Genomic DNA, 14,517 nt, shown 5'->3' on the forward strand with positions numbered 1-14,517 from the left:
GGCTTCCCCTCGCGTGGCTCCCATGCGGCTCTTGGAAACCGGGCTTTCCGAGGAGTCATCATGGCGAAGATCAAGCTCACCAAGTCCGCAGTAGATGCGGCACAACCCCAAGACAAGGCCGTTGAACTACGGGACACCGTGGTGCCCGGCTTCCTGTGCAAGATCACTCCGGCAGGCCGCAAGGTGTTCATGCTCCAGTACCGCACGAACGCGGGCGAGCGCCGCAAGCCCGCCCTGGGCCAGTACGGGGAACTGACGGTAGATCAGGCACGCACAATGGCGCAGGAGTGGCTGGCCGAGGTGCGCAAGGGGGGCGACCCCAGTGCGGCCAAGAACGCCGCCCGCAAGGCGCCGACCATGAAGGAGTTCTGCCATACCTTCATGGAGGATTACTCCAAGCAGCGCAACAAGCCCAGCACGCAGCGCGGCTATCAGGGGGTTATCGACCGTTGCATCATCCCGATCATGGGTCGGATGAAGGTACAAGACGTAAAGCGCCCCGATGTGGCAGCGCTGATGAAGAAGCTGGCCTACAAGCAGGCCGAGGCGAACCGCACCTTCGGCGTGCTGCGCAAGATGTTCAACCTGGCCGAAGTATGGGGACTGCGCCCTGACGGCACGAACCCGTGCCGTCACGTCCCGATGTATCCGCCCGGCAAGGAAACCCGGCTCATCGTGGATGATGAACTGGTGCGGATCTTCCGCCAGTTGGAGCATTTGGAGGCGGAAGGACTGGAGAACTACGTCATCCCGTTGGCGATCCGCCTGCAATTCGAGTTCGCCGCCCGCCGCTCCGAAATCTGCCCGCTGGAGTGGGGCTGGATTGATCTGGAAAACCGCCGTGTCGTCTGGCCCGACAGCAAGACCGGCGGCATTTCCAAGCCCATGAGCGAGGAAGCCTATCAGCTGCTGTCCACAGCGCCGCGCCGGGAAGGTTGCCCCTATGTCCTGCCGTCGCCGAATGACCCGACCCGGCACATGACCCACGGCGAACACTATGGCGGCTGGACGCGCGTGCTCAAGGCCGCTGGCATCCCGCACGTCGGCACGCATGGCATCCGTCACCGAGCGACGACCGACATTGCCAACTCGGGCGTGCCAACCAAGGTGGGCATGAAGCTCACAGGCCATAAGACCGTGGCGATGTTTATGCACTATGTTCATACCGAGGACAAGCCCGTGCGGGATGCGGCCGAACTGGTGGCGAGTCGGCGGCTGGCGATCACCGGGGCGTCCCGTTCTATGGAGGTGACAGCATGACAAGGAAGACGCCCGTGGCAACGCGGAAACCCGCTGCCGTACCGGCTGGCTATGCCGGCATCCACGGCGGCATCGTGGAGCTGCTGGACGCGGCGCGCCAGGCGGCGGCGCGCAGTGTCAATGCGTTGATGACCGCCAGCTATTGGGAGATTGGCCGCAGGATCGTCGAAGCCGAGCAGAAAGGCAGGCGGCGGGCTGGTTACGGCGAGCAGTTGATGGCACGGTTGTCCGCCGACCTGACGGAACGATTTGGGCGCGGTTTCAGCCCGGACAACCTGGAGAACATGCGGCGCTTCTACGTCGCTTACCCCCTTGAGGCAATTTCCGAGACACTGTCTCGGAAATCTGGAGACGGACTGCCCATAGAGAATTCCGAGATGGTGTCTCGGAAATTCGACCTCTCCGAACTGGCCCAGGTCTTCACCCTGCCGTGGTCGGCCTATGTTCGGCTGCTCTCGGTCAAGGATGACCATGCCCGCCAGTTCTACGAGACCGAGGCGCTGCGCGGCGGCTGGAGCGTGCGCCAGCTCGACCGGCAGATTGGAAGTCAGTTCTACGAGCGCACGGCCTTGTCCAAGGACAAGGCCACGATGCTGGTCAAGGGTTCGGTGGCCAAGCCCGAGGATGCGGTCACACCCAATGATGCGATCAAAGACCCGTATGTGCTGGAGTTCCTCGACCTCAAGGACGAGTATTCAGAGTCTGATCTGGAAGCGGCCTTGATTCAGCGACTGGAAGATTTCCTGCTGGAACTTGGGGAAGGCTTCACCTTCGTTGGGCGGCAGCGTCGGCTGCGCATCGACCAGACCTGGTATCGGGTGGATCTGTTGTTCTTCCATCGCAAGCTGCGTTGCCTGGTCATCATCGACCTGAAGCTGGGCAGTCTGACCCATGCCGATGTGGGGCAGATGCATCTGTACTGCAACTATGCCAAGGAGCATTGGGCCTATCCGGAGGAGAATCCGCCGGTGGGCCTGATCCTGTGCGCTGACAAGGGCCATGCCCTGGCGCGGTATGCGTTGGATGGTCTGCCGACCAAGGTGATGGCGGCGAACTATCGGACGGTGTTGCCGGATGCCGAGTTGCTGCAAAAAGAGCTGGAGAACACGCGGCGTCTGCTCGAATCACGTAGACCGGCATCCCACAATACGCCCAGTGAAAACTAGGGCAGTTGCAGCGTGATGCTGCCAGGCTTAGCTAGCGACGCTTGCTGCGCCCTGGCCACGGCAACTCACCAGTTAATTCTGGTAGGCCGCCATCGTCTTCCACTCGCACGCCGAAGCGGTTCACTTCGATCTCCGGCAGGTCTTCGCCGTCAAACCATAGCAACGAAATAGTGGTGTCAGTGCGTGCGTAGTGCCTTGAAAGTTCCCAGAGATCCAGACCCTTTTCCCAGTTGTCGAACCATACGTCCTGGGAGACTTCCCCCGTATCAGTTGTACTGTTCCCAGAGGATCTGACTCGATGAGCCACTGAGCCAGCCGGGATCACCGACCTGGGTGATATCCAGGCTCCAGCTTGTCTCAAAGACGTGGAGCGTGCCGCATACCGTACTGCGCCACGCTCCATGGTGACGAAGGCACACGGCACATCGCTGAGACTGGCGAATCTCGACGCAGCCGCGGGAAATGAAGTGCCAAACAAATCGGCCATGCGCTGGATAAGGTCCAAGGAGGGATCTTCCTTGGGAACGACAGAAAGCCATCGCTGATAAGGCATCAGCAGTTCAGCGGCAAATGTGTCGCAGGCGATCTCGTTGGGATGCCGTTTGGCATAAGACCAGGACGGGACTTCCTCGTGACTCGATTCTAGGTCGAGCACGATATGCGCTATCTCGTGGCAAATAGTGAAACGCTGGCGTTCCTCAGTCTCCAGGGAGTTCACAGTGATTATGTGCTTCCCGTTCGGCTTGGTAATGGTATAGCCAGACTCTCCTTCGCCAAGCTCATCTTTCTTGACCTTGGCATTAGCAGCGGTCACATAGGGAGACAGGTCTTCTCGGATGTTAAAAACATCGACTTTCGCAATGAACGCGCGTGCTTTCTGTCTGACATCCGATTCGTCCATGTTCAATCGTCCTCGTCGTCGTCCTCAAGGGCCTTTTTGATCCGGGTAATCAATGTGGCGGGATCAGGCCTTGCGTTACCCCGATGCCTGACGCCGGCCGCCATCGTAAATACGTCGATACCAATAGACGAATCTTGTAGCACAAATTCGACGAGGTTCGGGTCGGCGTCCGCATGGTCAACCAGCCAAGTTACGAGTGCAGCATCTCTCTCCGTTGGCTTAAGAACCTTCAATAGCTTTTCAATCAGGTCTTGGGAGGGGTTTGTTTTTTCGCCAGTTTCGAGGCGGTAGACGTATGCATGGTCCACTGACGACAGCTGCCCAATTTCACGCAGGGAAAGGGTTCTGCGTTCGCGTAGCGTCTTGATAGCGACGCCCAAGCCTGTTTGTGGCATGAGTTCTGATCCTTGCGTTGCGGGGGAAGGCCGTAGCCCTCTGTTGCATCAACCCCACATTCAGTCGAGTCTAAAGGCGCATGTTGCGCAGGTGTTGCGCCAGCGCACATGCTCTGATACATTGTTGTCTAGCCAGACAACGGAGGCATATTTTACGCCTGCTACGGGTTGGATTGGCTTGGTCTTCCTGTTGTCTGCATAAGCAACATATTGTGCTACAGCGGGCGACCATTGACAACCCAGCCGGCTGGCTGGGACTTCCATAGTTCCATTGTAGGAGTGCCATCATGGCCGGAAAAAATCAGCATGTTGTTCCTCATCAAGACGGTTGGGCCGTTAAAGGCGCTGGCAACGAGCGGGCGACCTCTGTGCATGACACGCAGCAGCAAGCAATAGATGCAGCGCGGGATATTGCACGCAACCAGAAGTCCGAACTCGTCATCCATCGTCCAGATGGCCGTATCCGTGACAAGGATAGCCACGGCAACGACTCCTTTCCCCCGAAAGGTTGAGACGTCATGACTGACATCCCTACCTACCATGTGCTCGCCCTGTCAGGGGGAGGCTATCGCGGCCTTTATACGGCCACGGTTCTTGCCGAGCTTGAAGCCGTGCTGGGCCGGCCTATCGCTTCCCACTTTGATCTGATTTGTGGCACATCGGCAGGAGGGATGTTGGCTTTGGGACTGGCAGCGGAAATCCCTGCCAGCGAACTCAAAGCACTGTTCGAAGAGGAAGGCAGCCGCATCTTTGGTTGCCGCAGTCTTTCAAGACGGCTTCTGGGATTCTGGCTGACTGCAAAACATGATTCGGCAGGGTTGCGGGAAGTGCTGACCGAACGCTTCCAGGGAACCACCGTAGGCGACCTGAAGCATCGTGTTCTTGTACCAGCAGTCAACTACTCGACAGGTCGCGGACAGTTTTTCAAGACACCTCACCACCCTTCCTTTGAATTTGATCACCGCATGAAAATCGTCGATGTTGCGTTGGCGACCGCTGCCGCGCCCGTCTACTTTCCGCTGGCGCGCAACGACCGCGGTGTCTTCGCGGATGGCGGACTGGTAGGTAATGCCCCCGGCCTGTTCGGATTGCATGAAGTCAACACGTTCCTGGCACCGAAACAGGATGTGCGGATTCGGGTTCTTTCCATCGGCACGATGACGATTGGTGCGACCGTCCGTGGCGGCGCTAGCCTTGACCGAGGATTCGGTAAGTGGCGCGGAGGACTCTTCGATCTGGTGATCTCCGCCCAGGAATCGTCCGTGGACTACATGCTGAGGCAGCTGTTGGGGAACAACTACTTCCAGATCGACGACAAGGCAACGCCGGATCAGAGCAAGGACGTGAAGGCGCTGGATCGGGTTTCCATTGGCGCCACGAATACGCTCAAGGATCGTGGCAACCACGCGGCCCAGCGCGCGCTTGGCGATCCTCTTTTTCAACCATTTCGGGCGCACCAGGCCGGCGCCCCCATTTTCTATCACGGCCCCAACAAGAATGTACCGGAGGCCGCATGCTGAACCTGAGCCCGCTTTTCTTTACCACTGTTGATGACGAATCCTGCATCCATGATGAGCTGGATTTGACGCCTGAACAGCGTACCAAGATCGCCAGTGCACGGACGGATGTCAGAAGCTGCCTACGCACGGGCATTCCTCGTGTGATGAGAGCTGGCGGATACACAGAAGACGTACCGCAGCCGCGCTTCTTTACGCAGGGGTCGTGGGCATACAAGACGCTGAACTCGCCGGCACAACGCCCGCAGCAGGCGGATGTCGATGATGGTTGCTATCTACCAATGAGTTTCGTCTCGCAGACGCAGCGCCCCAGCACAGCGGCAACAGTTTTCTTTACTGCTGCGGAAGAGGCGTTAAGGCCGCTGGTCGAAGAAAAGGGGTGGAAGCTTGTCACTGACAAGCCGACTTGCATTCGCATTGTCATTGCTGCCTATGCCCACATTGACATCCCACTATATGCCATCCCCGATCAGGAGTTCGTGAATCTGGCCGAGGCCTCAATGAGGCGATATGGCTACGATTCGGTGATGGATGCCATTATCAAAGCGGAGCGAGATGCGTGGACGGCATTACCGCGCGACAAGGTTTTACTTGCCCATCGTGAATGCAATTGGATGCCCTCTGATCCTAGGCCTGTAAAGGAGTGGTTCCTGGGCGAAGTGGAAGCTAAGGGGGAGCAGTTCCGCCGCGTGGTTCGTTACTTGAAGGCATTCCGCGATTGGAGGTGGTCCAGCGGCGGGCCCTCTTCGATCCTGCTGATGGCCGCCGCGGCTCCGCTATTTGAAAAGCGTGATCGGCGCGACGACCTCGCGTTGCTAGATGTCGTCGCGGCACTACCGGCCCGATTGCGTGCGGGGGTGAACAACCCCGTGGATGAATCCGAATCGCTTACGGTACGGCTGGGCAAAGCCGGTGTCGAAGAAGCTGCAAAGGCGTTCGAAGAATTTGAGAAGGTGCTTCGCGGCGCAACCGACGCCAGCAGCCCTTCACAAGCTTGTATCTGGATGCAGGGCGAATTCGGCCCGCGTTTTCCGAATGAGCCGGATCGGGTCAAGGTGGTATCCATCGTCGCCACCATCGCCGCCGCTCCCGCCGCCGCTGGTCCGAGCGAACTCGTCGGACGAACGAAGGCCGGATGAGCGGCGCTATAGCGGTCGCAAACGTGATCGAGGCCTTTGAGCAGCAAGGCTTCGCGTTTGTTGGCAAGACGGATGACGGCTGGTTCAAGCTGCACGGGTGTTTGAACCCACCCGGTGCGGGCAAGGGTTGTCCGTGCGAAGTCCAACTCGACCCCACATTCTTTGACTTGCCTCGCATCCGGCTGCTGGAAATCCCCTCCGAACTGCCGGCTGCGGTTCCTCATCTTGGCGCAGATGGCGGTCTTTGCTATCTCGCCAAGGGCACGGTCGTCCTGGACATCTACGATCCTGTCGGACAGTCGCTGGCATGCCTGCAACACGCGGCCGTCTTGTTCGGGCAGATCCTGAAGGGAGAGATGATCGAAGATCTCGCGGAAGAGTTCTTCGCCTACTGGCACGGTGGGCTTTGCTTCGTGGACATGCAAGGCGAGGATTTGGGGCGGCAGAACTGCATCGTCGCGCAGGCCAATGGGAATCCCTTGTGGTTCATCACCGACAACGAAGATCGAACAACAGAAAAACTGAAGTCGCTCGGCTACCAAGTCACCGATAGAACGGTGCTGACTTACCGGGTAAAGACGGGTGCTAAACCCCGTCCTCTGACCAGCCATTGGCCTCCTGAAACAGTGAGGGATATCTTGGCATGGCAAAGCACCCTTGACCCTCGGTGCCGGCGCAAGATTCACGAACGCATCAAGGAAGGAGAAAGGAAAAAGGCCAAGGGCGTTCTGATCGTCGTCGAATCCCCGTTGATGACGTATGGCTTCGTGGTTCTCTATGACCGCCAACGTCCTGTGCAAAAGAGCAAGCTCGCAGATCGCAGGGATTCCAGCTATGGATTGAAGGTGATACCCATCTCAATGGTCAGAATAGATGATCGCTACCTTGCCCAGCGGAACATGCCTAAGGCAAAGACGCTTGCAGGTAAGAACCTAGCCGTCGTGGGATGCGGCACGATCGGCGGATATCTGTCGGACATGCTGGTCAAGGCCGGGGCGGGGACAGGCGGCGGAAAACTCACGTTAGTGGACTTCGACTGCCTTCTCCCGCAGAACATTGGGCGCCATCGCTTGGGATTTCCAGATCTGCTGTCTAACAAAGCCGAGGCTATGGCGAAGGAACTGAACCGCTTGGCGCCAGGGGCCGAGATTCGTTCTCTTCCCGTTGATGTCAGGCAGGCCCAGTTGGGAGAACTGGACCTTCTCATAGATGCCACCGGGGAGGAATCCCTCGGGCATTGGCTGTGCGGCCACTATCCACCACCTACGCCCATGCTTTCGGTCTGGATAGAGGGGCCGGGTACGGCTGTCCGCGCACTATTGAGAACGCACGCGTCTGGTGCTTGCTACCGATGTCTTTGGCATAGCAATAGAAGAGGTGAACTCCGCTCTACAGTTGATCCTCTTCCTGCCATCTTGGCGGGGCACGGATGTGAGGGCTTATACGTGCCGTTTCCTGCCTCGGTGTCGGTGCATGCTGCCAGCCTGGGCGCAGAGATGGCGCTTGATTGGGTTAACGGCGTCCATTCCCCCGCACTTCGAACGAGGGTCATCGACCGTACCCAGCAATCTGCCACGCCCGACTGTGATCCGCTGCGGAACCCGGAATGTCCTGTATGCAATTCATGAGTTCTTGGGCCACTGGCGACAGGAGGACGCTGCTGCATTTTACGGATTCCACACTGGAGACTTTTTGCCAGCATATTCAGGTTATTGATACCGCCTGTGAAGCTGGTGGAATTCTGCTTGGTTCAGTTCATGGGGCTCACATGATTATCGAGGAAGCAACGGCCCCTACGGAATATGACAAACGATTCAGATGTCTATTCGAGCGTATGCCCTTTGGTCACGAATCTATTGCCCTGGCGCGATGGACGGGGAGTAACGGGACCATCCGCTACTTGGGGGAATGGCACACTCATCCAGAGGATCATCCTCACCCTTCTGGTCTGGATAGATCGGAATGGAACCGCTTATCAGCGAAGCGTCGGGACAAGCGGCCAATGATTGCTGTCATCGTCGGACGAAAATCTCTATACGCCGAATTGGTGCCGAAATCAGGCCGAGGTTTGGTACTCGCTCCCGTGGAGTAGCGCACAATCAATCCAGTGCGTCCCGGCGTGCAGCCGTCGGGTTCACTGGCTGCGCCCCGCGCTTCGTGCCGAATCGCGGCCATTCGGCTTTGACCCCTGACGCCTTCGGCCCTGACGGGCCTGCGCGCTCCGCTTGCACAAGGGCGAGTGTGTGCAATGGGAGGGTGTAGGCGGTCTTGCTGTTCCCTTCACCGTATCACGGCGTTCTCGCCGTCAATGACTGCGCGTGCTCGCACGCTTGCGGCCTGATGGCCGTCTCCGATCCCTGACTGCTTGCGCTGCGCCGTGCTCTCCACGGTTCCGGGCAATTCCGCCCGAGCAACCGGAGCACGATCATGTCGCAACTGTCCTTTTCCTCGTTCGATTCCTCGCTGATGGTGCGTGACGCGCAGGGGCGCTACCTCCTCGCGACTGCCGAGCAGATTCTGGAGGCCGCGCGCCAGGCCATCGAGCGCAAGATGCAGCGTGGTACTTCGTTCACGTCGCCGGCGGCGGTCAAGGAGTACCTGTGCGCCAAGCTGGCCGGCTTCGAGCATGAGGTGTTCGCGGTGCTGTTCATGGACACGCAGCATCGGCTGATCGAGTACGCCGAGATGTTCCGAGGCACCATCGACGGCGCATCGGTGCATCCGCGCGAGCTGGTCAAGGAGGCGCTGCGGCTCAACGCGGCGGCGGTCATCGTGTCGCACAACCACCCGAGCGGCAATCCCGAGCCGAGCGGTGCCGACAGGACGCTGACCCAGCGGCTCAAGGAGGCGCTGGGGCTGGTGGACGTGCGCGTGCTGGATCACATCATCGTTGCAGGCACCGACACCACATCGTTTGCCGAACGTGGCCTGATCTGACGAAGGGGGCTTCGGCCCCTTTTTGCTGCGCCGTGCTACTCGGTTCCGTTGCGCTCACGCTGACGGAGGCGCTTCACGTAGGCTTCGTCCACCAGTTCGTCGGGGCCGAGATCCAGTGCGCAGTTCGCCAATGAGGCCAATGTCCGATCGGTCAGCTTGAACGCCCTTGGCAGTTGGCCGTAGTTCTCCGTGCTGTTTTCCTCGATCGAAGCGAACAGTGCCTTGAAGAAGTCGGCCTTGGAGGGACGGGTCGCCGCAGTGGCGGCGGCCGTCAGTGGGTCTGTGGCCGCCATCTCCGCCTTCTCAGCATCCGATGCCAGTTCGCGCATGAAGTCGCCCAATGAGGGCCAATACTTCAGATCGAACTGGCCCCGGAGGGCATCCAGCTTCTCTTGTACGTATGACTGGAACAGGTAGTTGTTCTGGGATGCAGCCTCGATCACGTCGCCAACGTGATAGTGGGTTTCGCTGCTGAAACCCGAGGTGTTGTGCAGATCGGTGCGTTGATCCAGCAGTTCTGCCAACTCATTCGCCTTCCTCGCGATTTGCTGATTGACGTTGGTGAGGTCGTTGCGGGCGGTGCGCGCCTTCAGCATCTTCTGTGGATTCCAGAAAGCGGCAGTGCTCAACACAAGGCCGAGAAAGACCTGGAGCGCCGGAGGCCGGGCGTGGAGCTTTCCATGCAATTCATCGTAGGCGTCTTTCAATTCGACGCCACGCGCCAGCAGGCGATCCGCGACCGCGTTCTCGCTGGGCAGGATGTGGTGCTCGATGTTGTACTGCTTTCCCTCCAGGAGGAGGTCTTCGCAGGCTTGCTGCGGATTCACGGTTTGAGACGATCTCACGGTCTGTCCTTGATGTTTTAGATGCTTCACAGCGTATTGAACCCTGCCTGATTTGTCGGTACCCGAGCGACTGTTGATGAACCGGCTCTGAGGTACCCACGCCAATGCAATCCGGGCGTCCCCGGCACCCTGGGAGATGGCCGGTCGCGCTGTCGTGCGCGTGGCGCATCGAGCCGCCTGCGGCGTCTCGCCCCTGACGGGCTTCCATCGTTCCCTCGCTCCGCTCGGCTGACGCCTTCGGCCCGGAATCCTCGATCCGGGCCTGCGCGCTTGCGCTTGCGTGCAGTTCAGCACACGGGGACGGCCGTTGCCATGTCCAGCCGTCTCCCCTGACTTCATCACCTTGTCCGCGACTGTAGCCCGTGTCCGCGTGCCGTCAAGGCGCGCCAGGCCGTGTCCTCGGCTGCGCCTGCGGGCCGCACCTACCTGACGCTTTTCTCCTTGACGGCCCACGTCCGTGGGCTCCTGACCGTCGCGGGCGATGAACTCAGGAAAGACGGTGGCAACAGGGCCAACCGGGTTCCTCGTGCCAACCGCACCGAACAGCCGAAAGGCTGGGCTCCGAATCTTGGAATCCGGTGTGCGGTGTGAACAGCAAACCCTTTTCGTCAGGAGAAAGATCATGCAACTCGCATCCCGTTTCGCTTCCCTTTCCCCCTCGCTGCGCAGCGACTACCCGCTGACCGATGACCAGATTCACCGCGTAGCGCCGTCCATCTTCGCGGACGCGCCGCATGAAAGCCGTTCGCAGCGGTACGCCTATATCCCCACCGCCGCCGTGCTGGCCGAGCTTCGCAAAGAAGGGTTCCAGCCGTTCATGGTTTGCCAGACTCGCGTGCGCGATGAAGGCAAGCGCGAGCATACAAAGCACATGCTGCGCCTGCGCCACGCCAGCCAGATCAACGGCGCGGAGGCTAACGAAATCGTGCTGCTGAACTCCCATGACGGCACGAGCAGCTATCAGATGCTGGCCGGAATGTTCCGGTTCGTGTGCAGCAATGGCCTTGTGTGCGGCGACACCGTGGCCGATGTGCGCGTGCCCCACAAAGGCGACGTTTCCGGGCATGTCATCGAAGGCGCTTACGAAGTCTTGCGCGGCTTCGAGCGGGTGAAGGAAAACCGCGACGCGATGCGCGCCATCACGCTCCATGACTCCGAAGCCGAGGTGTTCGCCCGTTCCGCGCTGGCCTTGAAGTACGACCCCACCGACAACAAGCCCGCGCCCATCACCGAATCGCAAATCCTTATGCCGCGCCGGTTCGATGACCGCCGCCCGGACTTGTGGAGCGTGTTCAACCGCACCCAAGAAAACCTGACCAAAGGCGGATTGCATGGCCGCAGCGCCAACGGACGCCGCCAGCAAACCCGCCCGGTGCAGGGCATTGATTCCGATGTGCGCCTCAATCGCGCTCTCTGGATTCTGGCTGATGGCCTGCGCCAGTTGAAAGCCTGATTCCCCATGCGGCAGGGGCAGGCAGCAGCCCTTGCCGCTTTCTTCGCTGCTGCATCCCTGAACCGATAGGAGTTATCACCATGAACGCTGTTACCACTACCGAAGCCCGCGCCATCCAATCCCCCGCACTGGAAGCCGCCGACCCGACCAAGAACCTGATTTTGGTTCCGCTGTCGCGGCTAGTGTCGCGTCCTGTTGGCCGCAACGTGCGCAAGACCCCGCGCATGTCCATTCCCGAACTTGCCGCCAGCATCCAGCGCGTGGGCCTGCTGCAAAACCTGATCGTCATTGCCGCCGCCGATGGTGAGCATTACGAAGTGGTGGCCGGTGGCCATCGCCTTGCAGCGTTGAAGCTGCTGGCGAAGAAGCGCCGTATCAGCAAGGAATGGGACGTGCCTTGCCTGCTGGTGGCCGATGGAACCGCCCGCACGGCCAGCCTCACCGAGAACGTGCAGCGTGAAGCCATGCACCCGGCAGACCAGTTTGAAGCCTTCGCCGCGCTGGTGGCCGAAGGCCGACCCATCGAGGACATAGCCGCCGATTTCAGCGTGTCCCCGCTGGTGGTGCAGCGCCGCTTGAAGCTGGCGAACGTCTCGCCCCGGCTGCTGGGGGACTACCGCGCCGAAGCCGTGAGCCTTGACCAGTTGATGGCCCTTGCCATCACCGATGACCATGCCGCGCAGGAAGCCGCTTACTATGACGCACCGACATGGCAGCGCAACCCTTCCCAATTGCGTGACCGCCTCACCGAGCGTGAGATTGACGCCTACCGGCATCCGCTGGTGCGGTTCGTCGGACTGGACATTTACGAAGGCGCAGGCGGCGGCATCCGTCGCGATCTGTTCGCGGAAGGCGACGCAGGCGTGTCTCTGACGGATGCCCCGCTGCTGGAACGGCTGGCGCAAGACAAGTTGGCAGGCATCGCCGTCGAGGTGAAGGCCGAAGGCTGGGCGTGGGTGGATGCCACGCCCGCCGTGACCCATGCCGACCTGCACGCTTTCCAGCGTGCGCCGAGGGAGCGCCGCGAACCGACCAAGCGCGAAGCGCAGCGTATCGAGAAGCTGCAAACCAAGCTGCACGAACTGGCCGCAGCCGTGGATGAAGCGCTGGACACTGACGACGAGGAAAAGGCCGACGCCTTGCAGGAGGAAGGCGAAGCCGTGGGCGAGCAGTTGCAGGCGCTGGAAGATGGCTTGCAGGACTACGGCGCGACCGTGAAGGCCGCAGCCGGTGCCATTGTCACTATCGACCGCAGCGGCGATGCCGTGGTGCATCGCGGGCTGCTGCGCGAAGCCGAAGCCAAGGCGCTGCGCACGCTGGAGCGGCTGCGGCAGGGTTTCGGCAGCGAAGCCGAGAACGACGACGAAGGCGAGGACGGAGACAGCGACGGGCAGCCCAAGACCACCGCCATGTCCGACAAGCTGGCGCAGCGGTTGAGCGCCCACCGCACCGCCGCGCTGCAAATCGAAGTCGCCCGGCATCCACAAGTGGCGCTGGCCGCGCTGGTGCATGGCATGGTGCAGACCGTCTTGCAGGGAAGCCACTACGGCCCCCGTCATGATGCGTTGCCGCTGGGCGTGAGCCTCAAAGCGCAAGACCGGCTGGAAGGCATCGCCCCGGACATGCCGGATTCGTCCGCCGCCGAGGCGCTGCGCGAATTGCAGCAGGTGGCAGGCGAAGCCTTGCCGGAGGACAGCGCCGAACTGTTCGCCGTGTTGCTGGCGAAGTCGCAGGATGAACTGGTGCGGCTGCTGGCGGTATGCGTGGCCGTCACGGTGGACGTGGTGACGCCCCGCGCCACGTCGCACCAACCCGGCGCGGAACTGGCGCAGGCCGTGGGGCTGGACATGGCGGCATGGTGGAAGCCCACCGCTGACGGCTATTTCCGGCATGTGCCGAAAGCTGCGATTCTGGAAGCCGTGGAGCAGTACGCCCCAGCGCACGTTACTCGGCTGGCAAAGTTGAAGAAAGGAGACATTGCCAGCGAAGCCGAACGGCTGGCGGATGGAACCGGCTGGATGCCTGCCGTGTTCAAGGCCGAAGGCCCGCAGGAGGTGGAGCCAAAAGAAGACACGGAAGCCAGCGCCGCCCTGGTGGATGAACAGGCCGAGGCATTGGCCGCCTGACGCTCACCGCAGACCTGCGCCCCAGCTCGGGCCGGGGCGCTTCGTTGCAAGGAACCAGACCATGCCCACGAACACCAGCACGGCGACAAGAGCGCTGCGCCCGCGATTGCGCCGCCGGTGTCGAACACGCGCGGCGCGTAGGCGTTGAAGAATAACCACCACTCAAACAGCTTCCAGTGGTGGTAGATCGACGTTCCAAGGAAGTCGAACCAGGGCTGAAAACCGACGTGTTCCCGATGCGGCGGGCAGCAAGATTTAGATCTTCCAGTTCGCCGCCCGCAGCCGTCTTTGTCCAACGTAGTGTGGGCGATTCGTCAAATTCAAGATCAGTGCGACTGCGGCTGTGGTGAACTGGCCTCTGGTGTCAACGTGTACATCGCCGTAGCTCTTCGCCGAAAGCTGAAGCTGCGCGCAGAGACTCACGACCTTCTCACTCGTGAATGACACCTTGATCTGATGCGCAAACTCGTTGCGCACCTTTCGAATCAGATCGCACTCCTTGTACTCGACTTCGGACAAAAGGCCCAAGGCGAACGAGGAGGCGATGCGTGCGGAGAACGTGCCAAGCGGCGCGTTGAAGCCATCGAGCAGAGCTTTGCTTCCTTTGTTTGGAATGAGGAATGCCTCGATGATCCGACCGAGTTGATCATCGAGCATTGCCGCCGCAGCTAATGCAGTTCCGCGCTCTGTCTCTTTGTTGAAGTCGGCAAGGAAGTCCATGAAGCCGCTGAGATGCGGATGAGTCTCTGAAAGTGGCTGGGTTAAATCGTTCATGGCC

General features: G+C 60.4%; 14 protein-coding genes. 10 read left to right on the forward strand and 4 right to left on the reverse strand.

Annotation, left to right across the window (positions count from 1 at the left end):
• The first annotated feature begins 60 nt into the window (after positions 1-60).
• Both ODI_RS06435 and ODI_RS06440 read left to right on the forward strand, forming a co-directional pair.
• Positions 61-1,260, forward strand: coding sequence for a tyrosine-type recombinase/integrase (locus ODI_RS06435; RefSeq protein WP_067759228.1), 1,200 nt, complete (start codon positions 61-63; stop codon positions 1,258-1,260).
• The gene (locus tag ODI_RS06440) at positions 1,257-2,426 is read left to right on the forward strand and encodes a PDDEXK nuclease domain-containing protein (protein ID WP_067759226.1); all 1,170 of its coding nucleotides are present in this window, start codon (positions 1,257-1,259) and stop codon (positions 2,424-2,426) included. The genes ODI_RS06435 and ODI_RS06440 overlap by 4 nt, the downstream gene beginning before the upstream one ends.
• Positions 2,427-2,457: 31 nt before the next feature.
• Here the strand turns inward: ODI_RS06440 and ODI_RS06445 are convergent, their stop codons facing one another.
• The gene (locus tag ODI_RS06445) at positions 2,458-3,327 is read right to left on the reverse strand and encodes an ImmA/IrrE family metallo-endopeptidase (protein WP_074046855.1); all 870 of its coding nucleotides are present in this window, start codon (positions 3,325-3,327) and stop codon (positions 2,458-2,460) included.
• Between the two features lie 2 nt (positions 3,328-3,329).
• The gene (locus ODI_RS06450; protein ID WP_007182527.1) at positions 3,330-3,722 is read right to left on the reverse strand and encodes a helix-turn-helix domain-containing protein; all 393 of its coding nucleotides are present in this window, start codon (positions 3,720-3,722) and stop codon (positions 3,330-3,332) included.
• 287 nt (positions 3,723-4,009) lie between these two features.
• Between ODI_RS06450 and ODI_RS06455 the strand changes: the two genes are divergently transcribed.
• From ODI_RS06455 to ODI_RS06480, 6 genes are all read left to right on the forward strand, one after another.
• Positions 4,010-4,234 (forward strand): DUF2188 domain-containing protein, encoded by a 225-nt coding sequence (locus ODI_RS06455; protein ID WP_074046854.1) that lies wholly within the window; start codon positions 4,010-4,012, stop codon positions 4,232-4,234.
• A gap of 6 nt (positions 4,235-4,240) precedes the next feature.
• Positions 4,241-5,242: a CBASS cGAMP-activated phospholipase gene (locus tag ODI_RS06460; protein WP_067759224.1), complete on the forward strand. Its 1,002-nt coding sequence runs from the start codon at positions 4,241-4,243 to the stop codon at positions 5,240-5,242.
• The gene (locus ODI_RS06465; protein WP_049444931.1) at positions 5,236-6,378 is read left to right on the forward strand and encodes a CBASS cGAMP synthase; all 1,143 of its coding nucleotides are present in this window, start codon (positions 5,236-5,238) and stop codon (positions 6,376-6,378) included. Before ODI_RS06460 ends, ODI_RS06465 begins: the two co-directional genes overlap by 7 nt.
• Positions 6,375-8,006, forward strand: a complete 1,632-nt coding sequence (locus tag ODI_RS06470; protein ID WP_067759221.1) for a ThiF family adenylyltransferase — start codon at positions 6,375-6,377, stop codon at positions 8,004-8,006. Before ODI_RS06465 ends, ODI_RS06470 begins: the two co-directional genes overlap by 4 nt.
• Positions 7,994-8,470 carry a Mov34/MPN/PAD-1 family protein gene (locus ODI_RS06475; protein ID WP_074046853.1) on the forward strand — a complete coding sequence of 159 codons (477 nt, stop codon included), beginning with the start codon at positions 7,994-7,996 and terminating at the stop codon, positions 8,468-8,470. Before ODI_RS06470 ends, ODI_RS06475 begins: the two co-directional genes overlap by 13 nt.
• 335 nt (positions 8,471-8,805) lie before the next feature.
• On the forward strand, positions 8,806-9,315 hold the full coding sequence (locus ODI_RS06480; protein WP_067759219.1) for a JAB domain-containing protein: 510 nt from the start codon (positions 8,806-8,808) through the stop codon (positions 9,313-9,315).
• Positions 9,316-9,350: 35 nt separating this feature from the next.
• On the opposite strand, the gene ODI_RS06485 is transcribed toward ODI_RS06480, so the two are convergent.
• Positions 9,351-10,160, reverse strand: coding sequence for a hypothetical protein (locus ODI_RS06485; RefSeq protein WP_067759217.1), 810 nt, complete (start codon positions 10,158-10,160; stop codon positions 9,351-9,353).
• A gap of 622 nt (positions 10,161-10,782) precedes the next feature.
• On the opposite strand from ODI_RS06485, the gene ODI_RS06495 reads away from it, so the two are divergent.
• Both ODI_RS06495 and ODI_RS06500 read left to right on the forward strand, forming a co-directional pair.
• The gene (locus ODI_RS06495; RefSeq protein ID WP_067759215.1) at positions 10,783-11,613 is read left to right on the forward strand and encodes a DUF932 domain-containing protein; all 831 of its coding nucleotides are present in this window, start codon (positions 10,783-10,785) and stop codon (positions 11,611-11,613) included.
• Between the two features lie 80 nt (positions 11,614-11,693).
• A complete protein-coding gene (locus ODI_RS06500; RefSeq protein ID WP_067759212.1) occupies positions 11,694-13,739 on the forward strand; it encodes a ParB/RepB/Spo0J family partition protein in 2,046 nt (681 codons plus the stop codon).
• Positions 13,740-13,994: 255 nt separating this feature from the next.
• On the opposite strand, the gene ODI_RS06505 is transcribed toward ODI_RS06500, so the two are convergent.
• Positions 13,995-14,513, reverse strand: coding sequence for a transcriptional regulator (locus ODI_RS06505; RefSeq protein ID WP_067759210.1), 519 nt, complete (start codon positions 14,511-14,513; stop codon positions 13,995-13,997).
• Positions 14,514-14,517 lie beyond the last annotated feature (4 nt).

This window comes from Orrella dioscoreae (assembly GCF_900089455.2).
GTDB lineage: Bacteria > Pseudomonadota > Gammaproteobacteria > Burkholderiales > Burkholderiaceae_B > Orrella > Orrella dioscoreae.

Bases quoted from the DNA above. Each gene is read 5' to 3' on its own strand.
- ODI_RS06480 (WP_067759219.1), top strand. From the start codon at position 8,806: ATGTCGCAACTGTCCTTTTCCTCGTTCGATTCCTCGCTGATGGTGCGT.
- ODI_RS06500 (WP_067759212.1), top strand. From the start codon at position 11,694: ATGAACGCTGTTACCACTACCGAAGCCCGCGCCATCCAATCCCCCGCA.
- ODI_RS06460 (WP_067759224.1), top strand. From the start codon at position 4,241: ATGACTGACATCCCTACCTACCATGTGCTCGCCCTGTCAGGGGGAGGC.
- ODI_RS06475 (WP_074046853.1), top strand. From the start codon at position 7,994: ATGCAATTCATGAGTTCTTGGGCCACTGGCGACAGGAGGACGCTGCTG.
- ODI_RS06435 (WP_067759228.1), top strand. From the start codon at position 61: ATGGCGAAGATCAAGCTCACCAAGTCCGCAGTAGATGCGGCACAACCC.
- ODI_RS06495 (WP_067759215.1), top strand. From the start codon at position 10,783: ATGCAACTCGCATCCCGTTTCGCTTCCCTTTCCCCCTCGCTGCGCAGC.
- ODI_RS06465 (WP_049444931.1), top strand. From the start codon at position 5,236: ATGCTGAACCTGAGCCCGCTTTTCTTTACCACTGTTGATGACGAATCC.
- ODI_RS06505 (WP_067759210.1), bottom strand. From the start codon at position 14,513: ATGAACGATTTAACCCAGCCACTTTCAGAGACTCATCCGCATCTCAGC.
- ODI_RS06455 (WP_074046854.1), top strand. From the start codon at position 4,010: ATGGCCGGAAAAAATCAGCATGTTGTTCCTCATCAAGACGGTTGGGCC.
- ODI_RS06470 (WP_067759221.1), top strand. From the start codon at position 6,375: ATGAGCGGCGCTATAGCGGTCGCAAACGTGATCGAGGCCTTTGAGCAG.
- ODI_RS06445 (WP_074046855.1), bottom strand. From the start codon at position 3,327: ATGGACGAATCGGATGTCAGACAGAAAGCACGCGCGTTCATTGCGAAA.
- ODI_RS06440 (WP_067759226.1), top strand. From the start codon at position 1,257: ATGACAAGGAAGACGCCCGTGGCAACGCGGAAACCCGCTGCCGTACCG.
- ODI_RS06450 (WP_007182527.1), bottom strand. From the start codon at position 3,722: ATGCCACAAACAGGCTTGGGCGTCGCTATCAAGACGCTACGCGAACGC.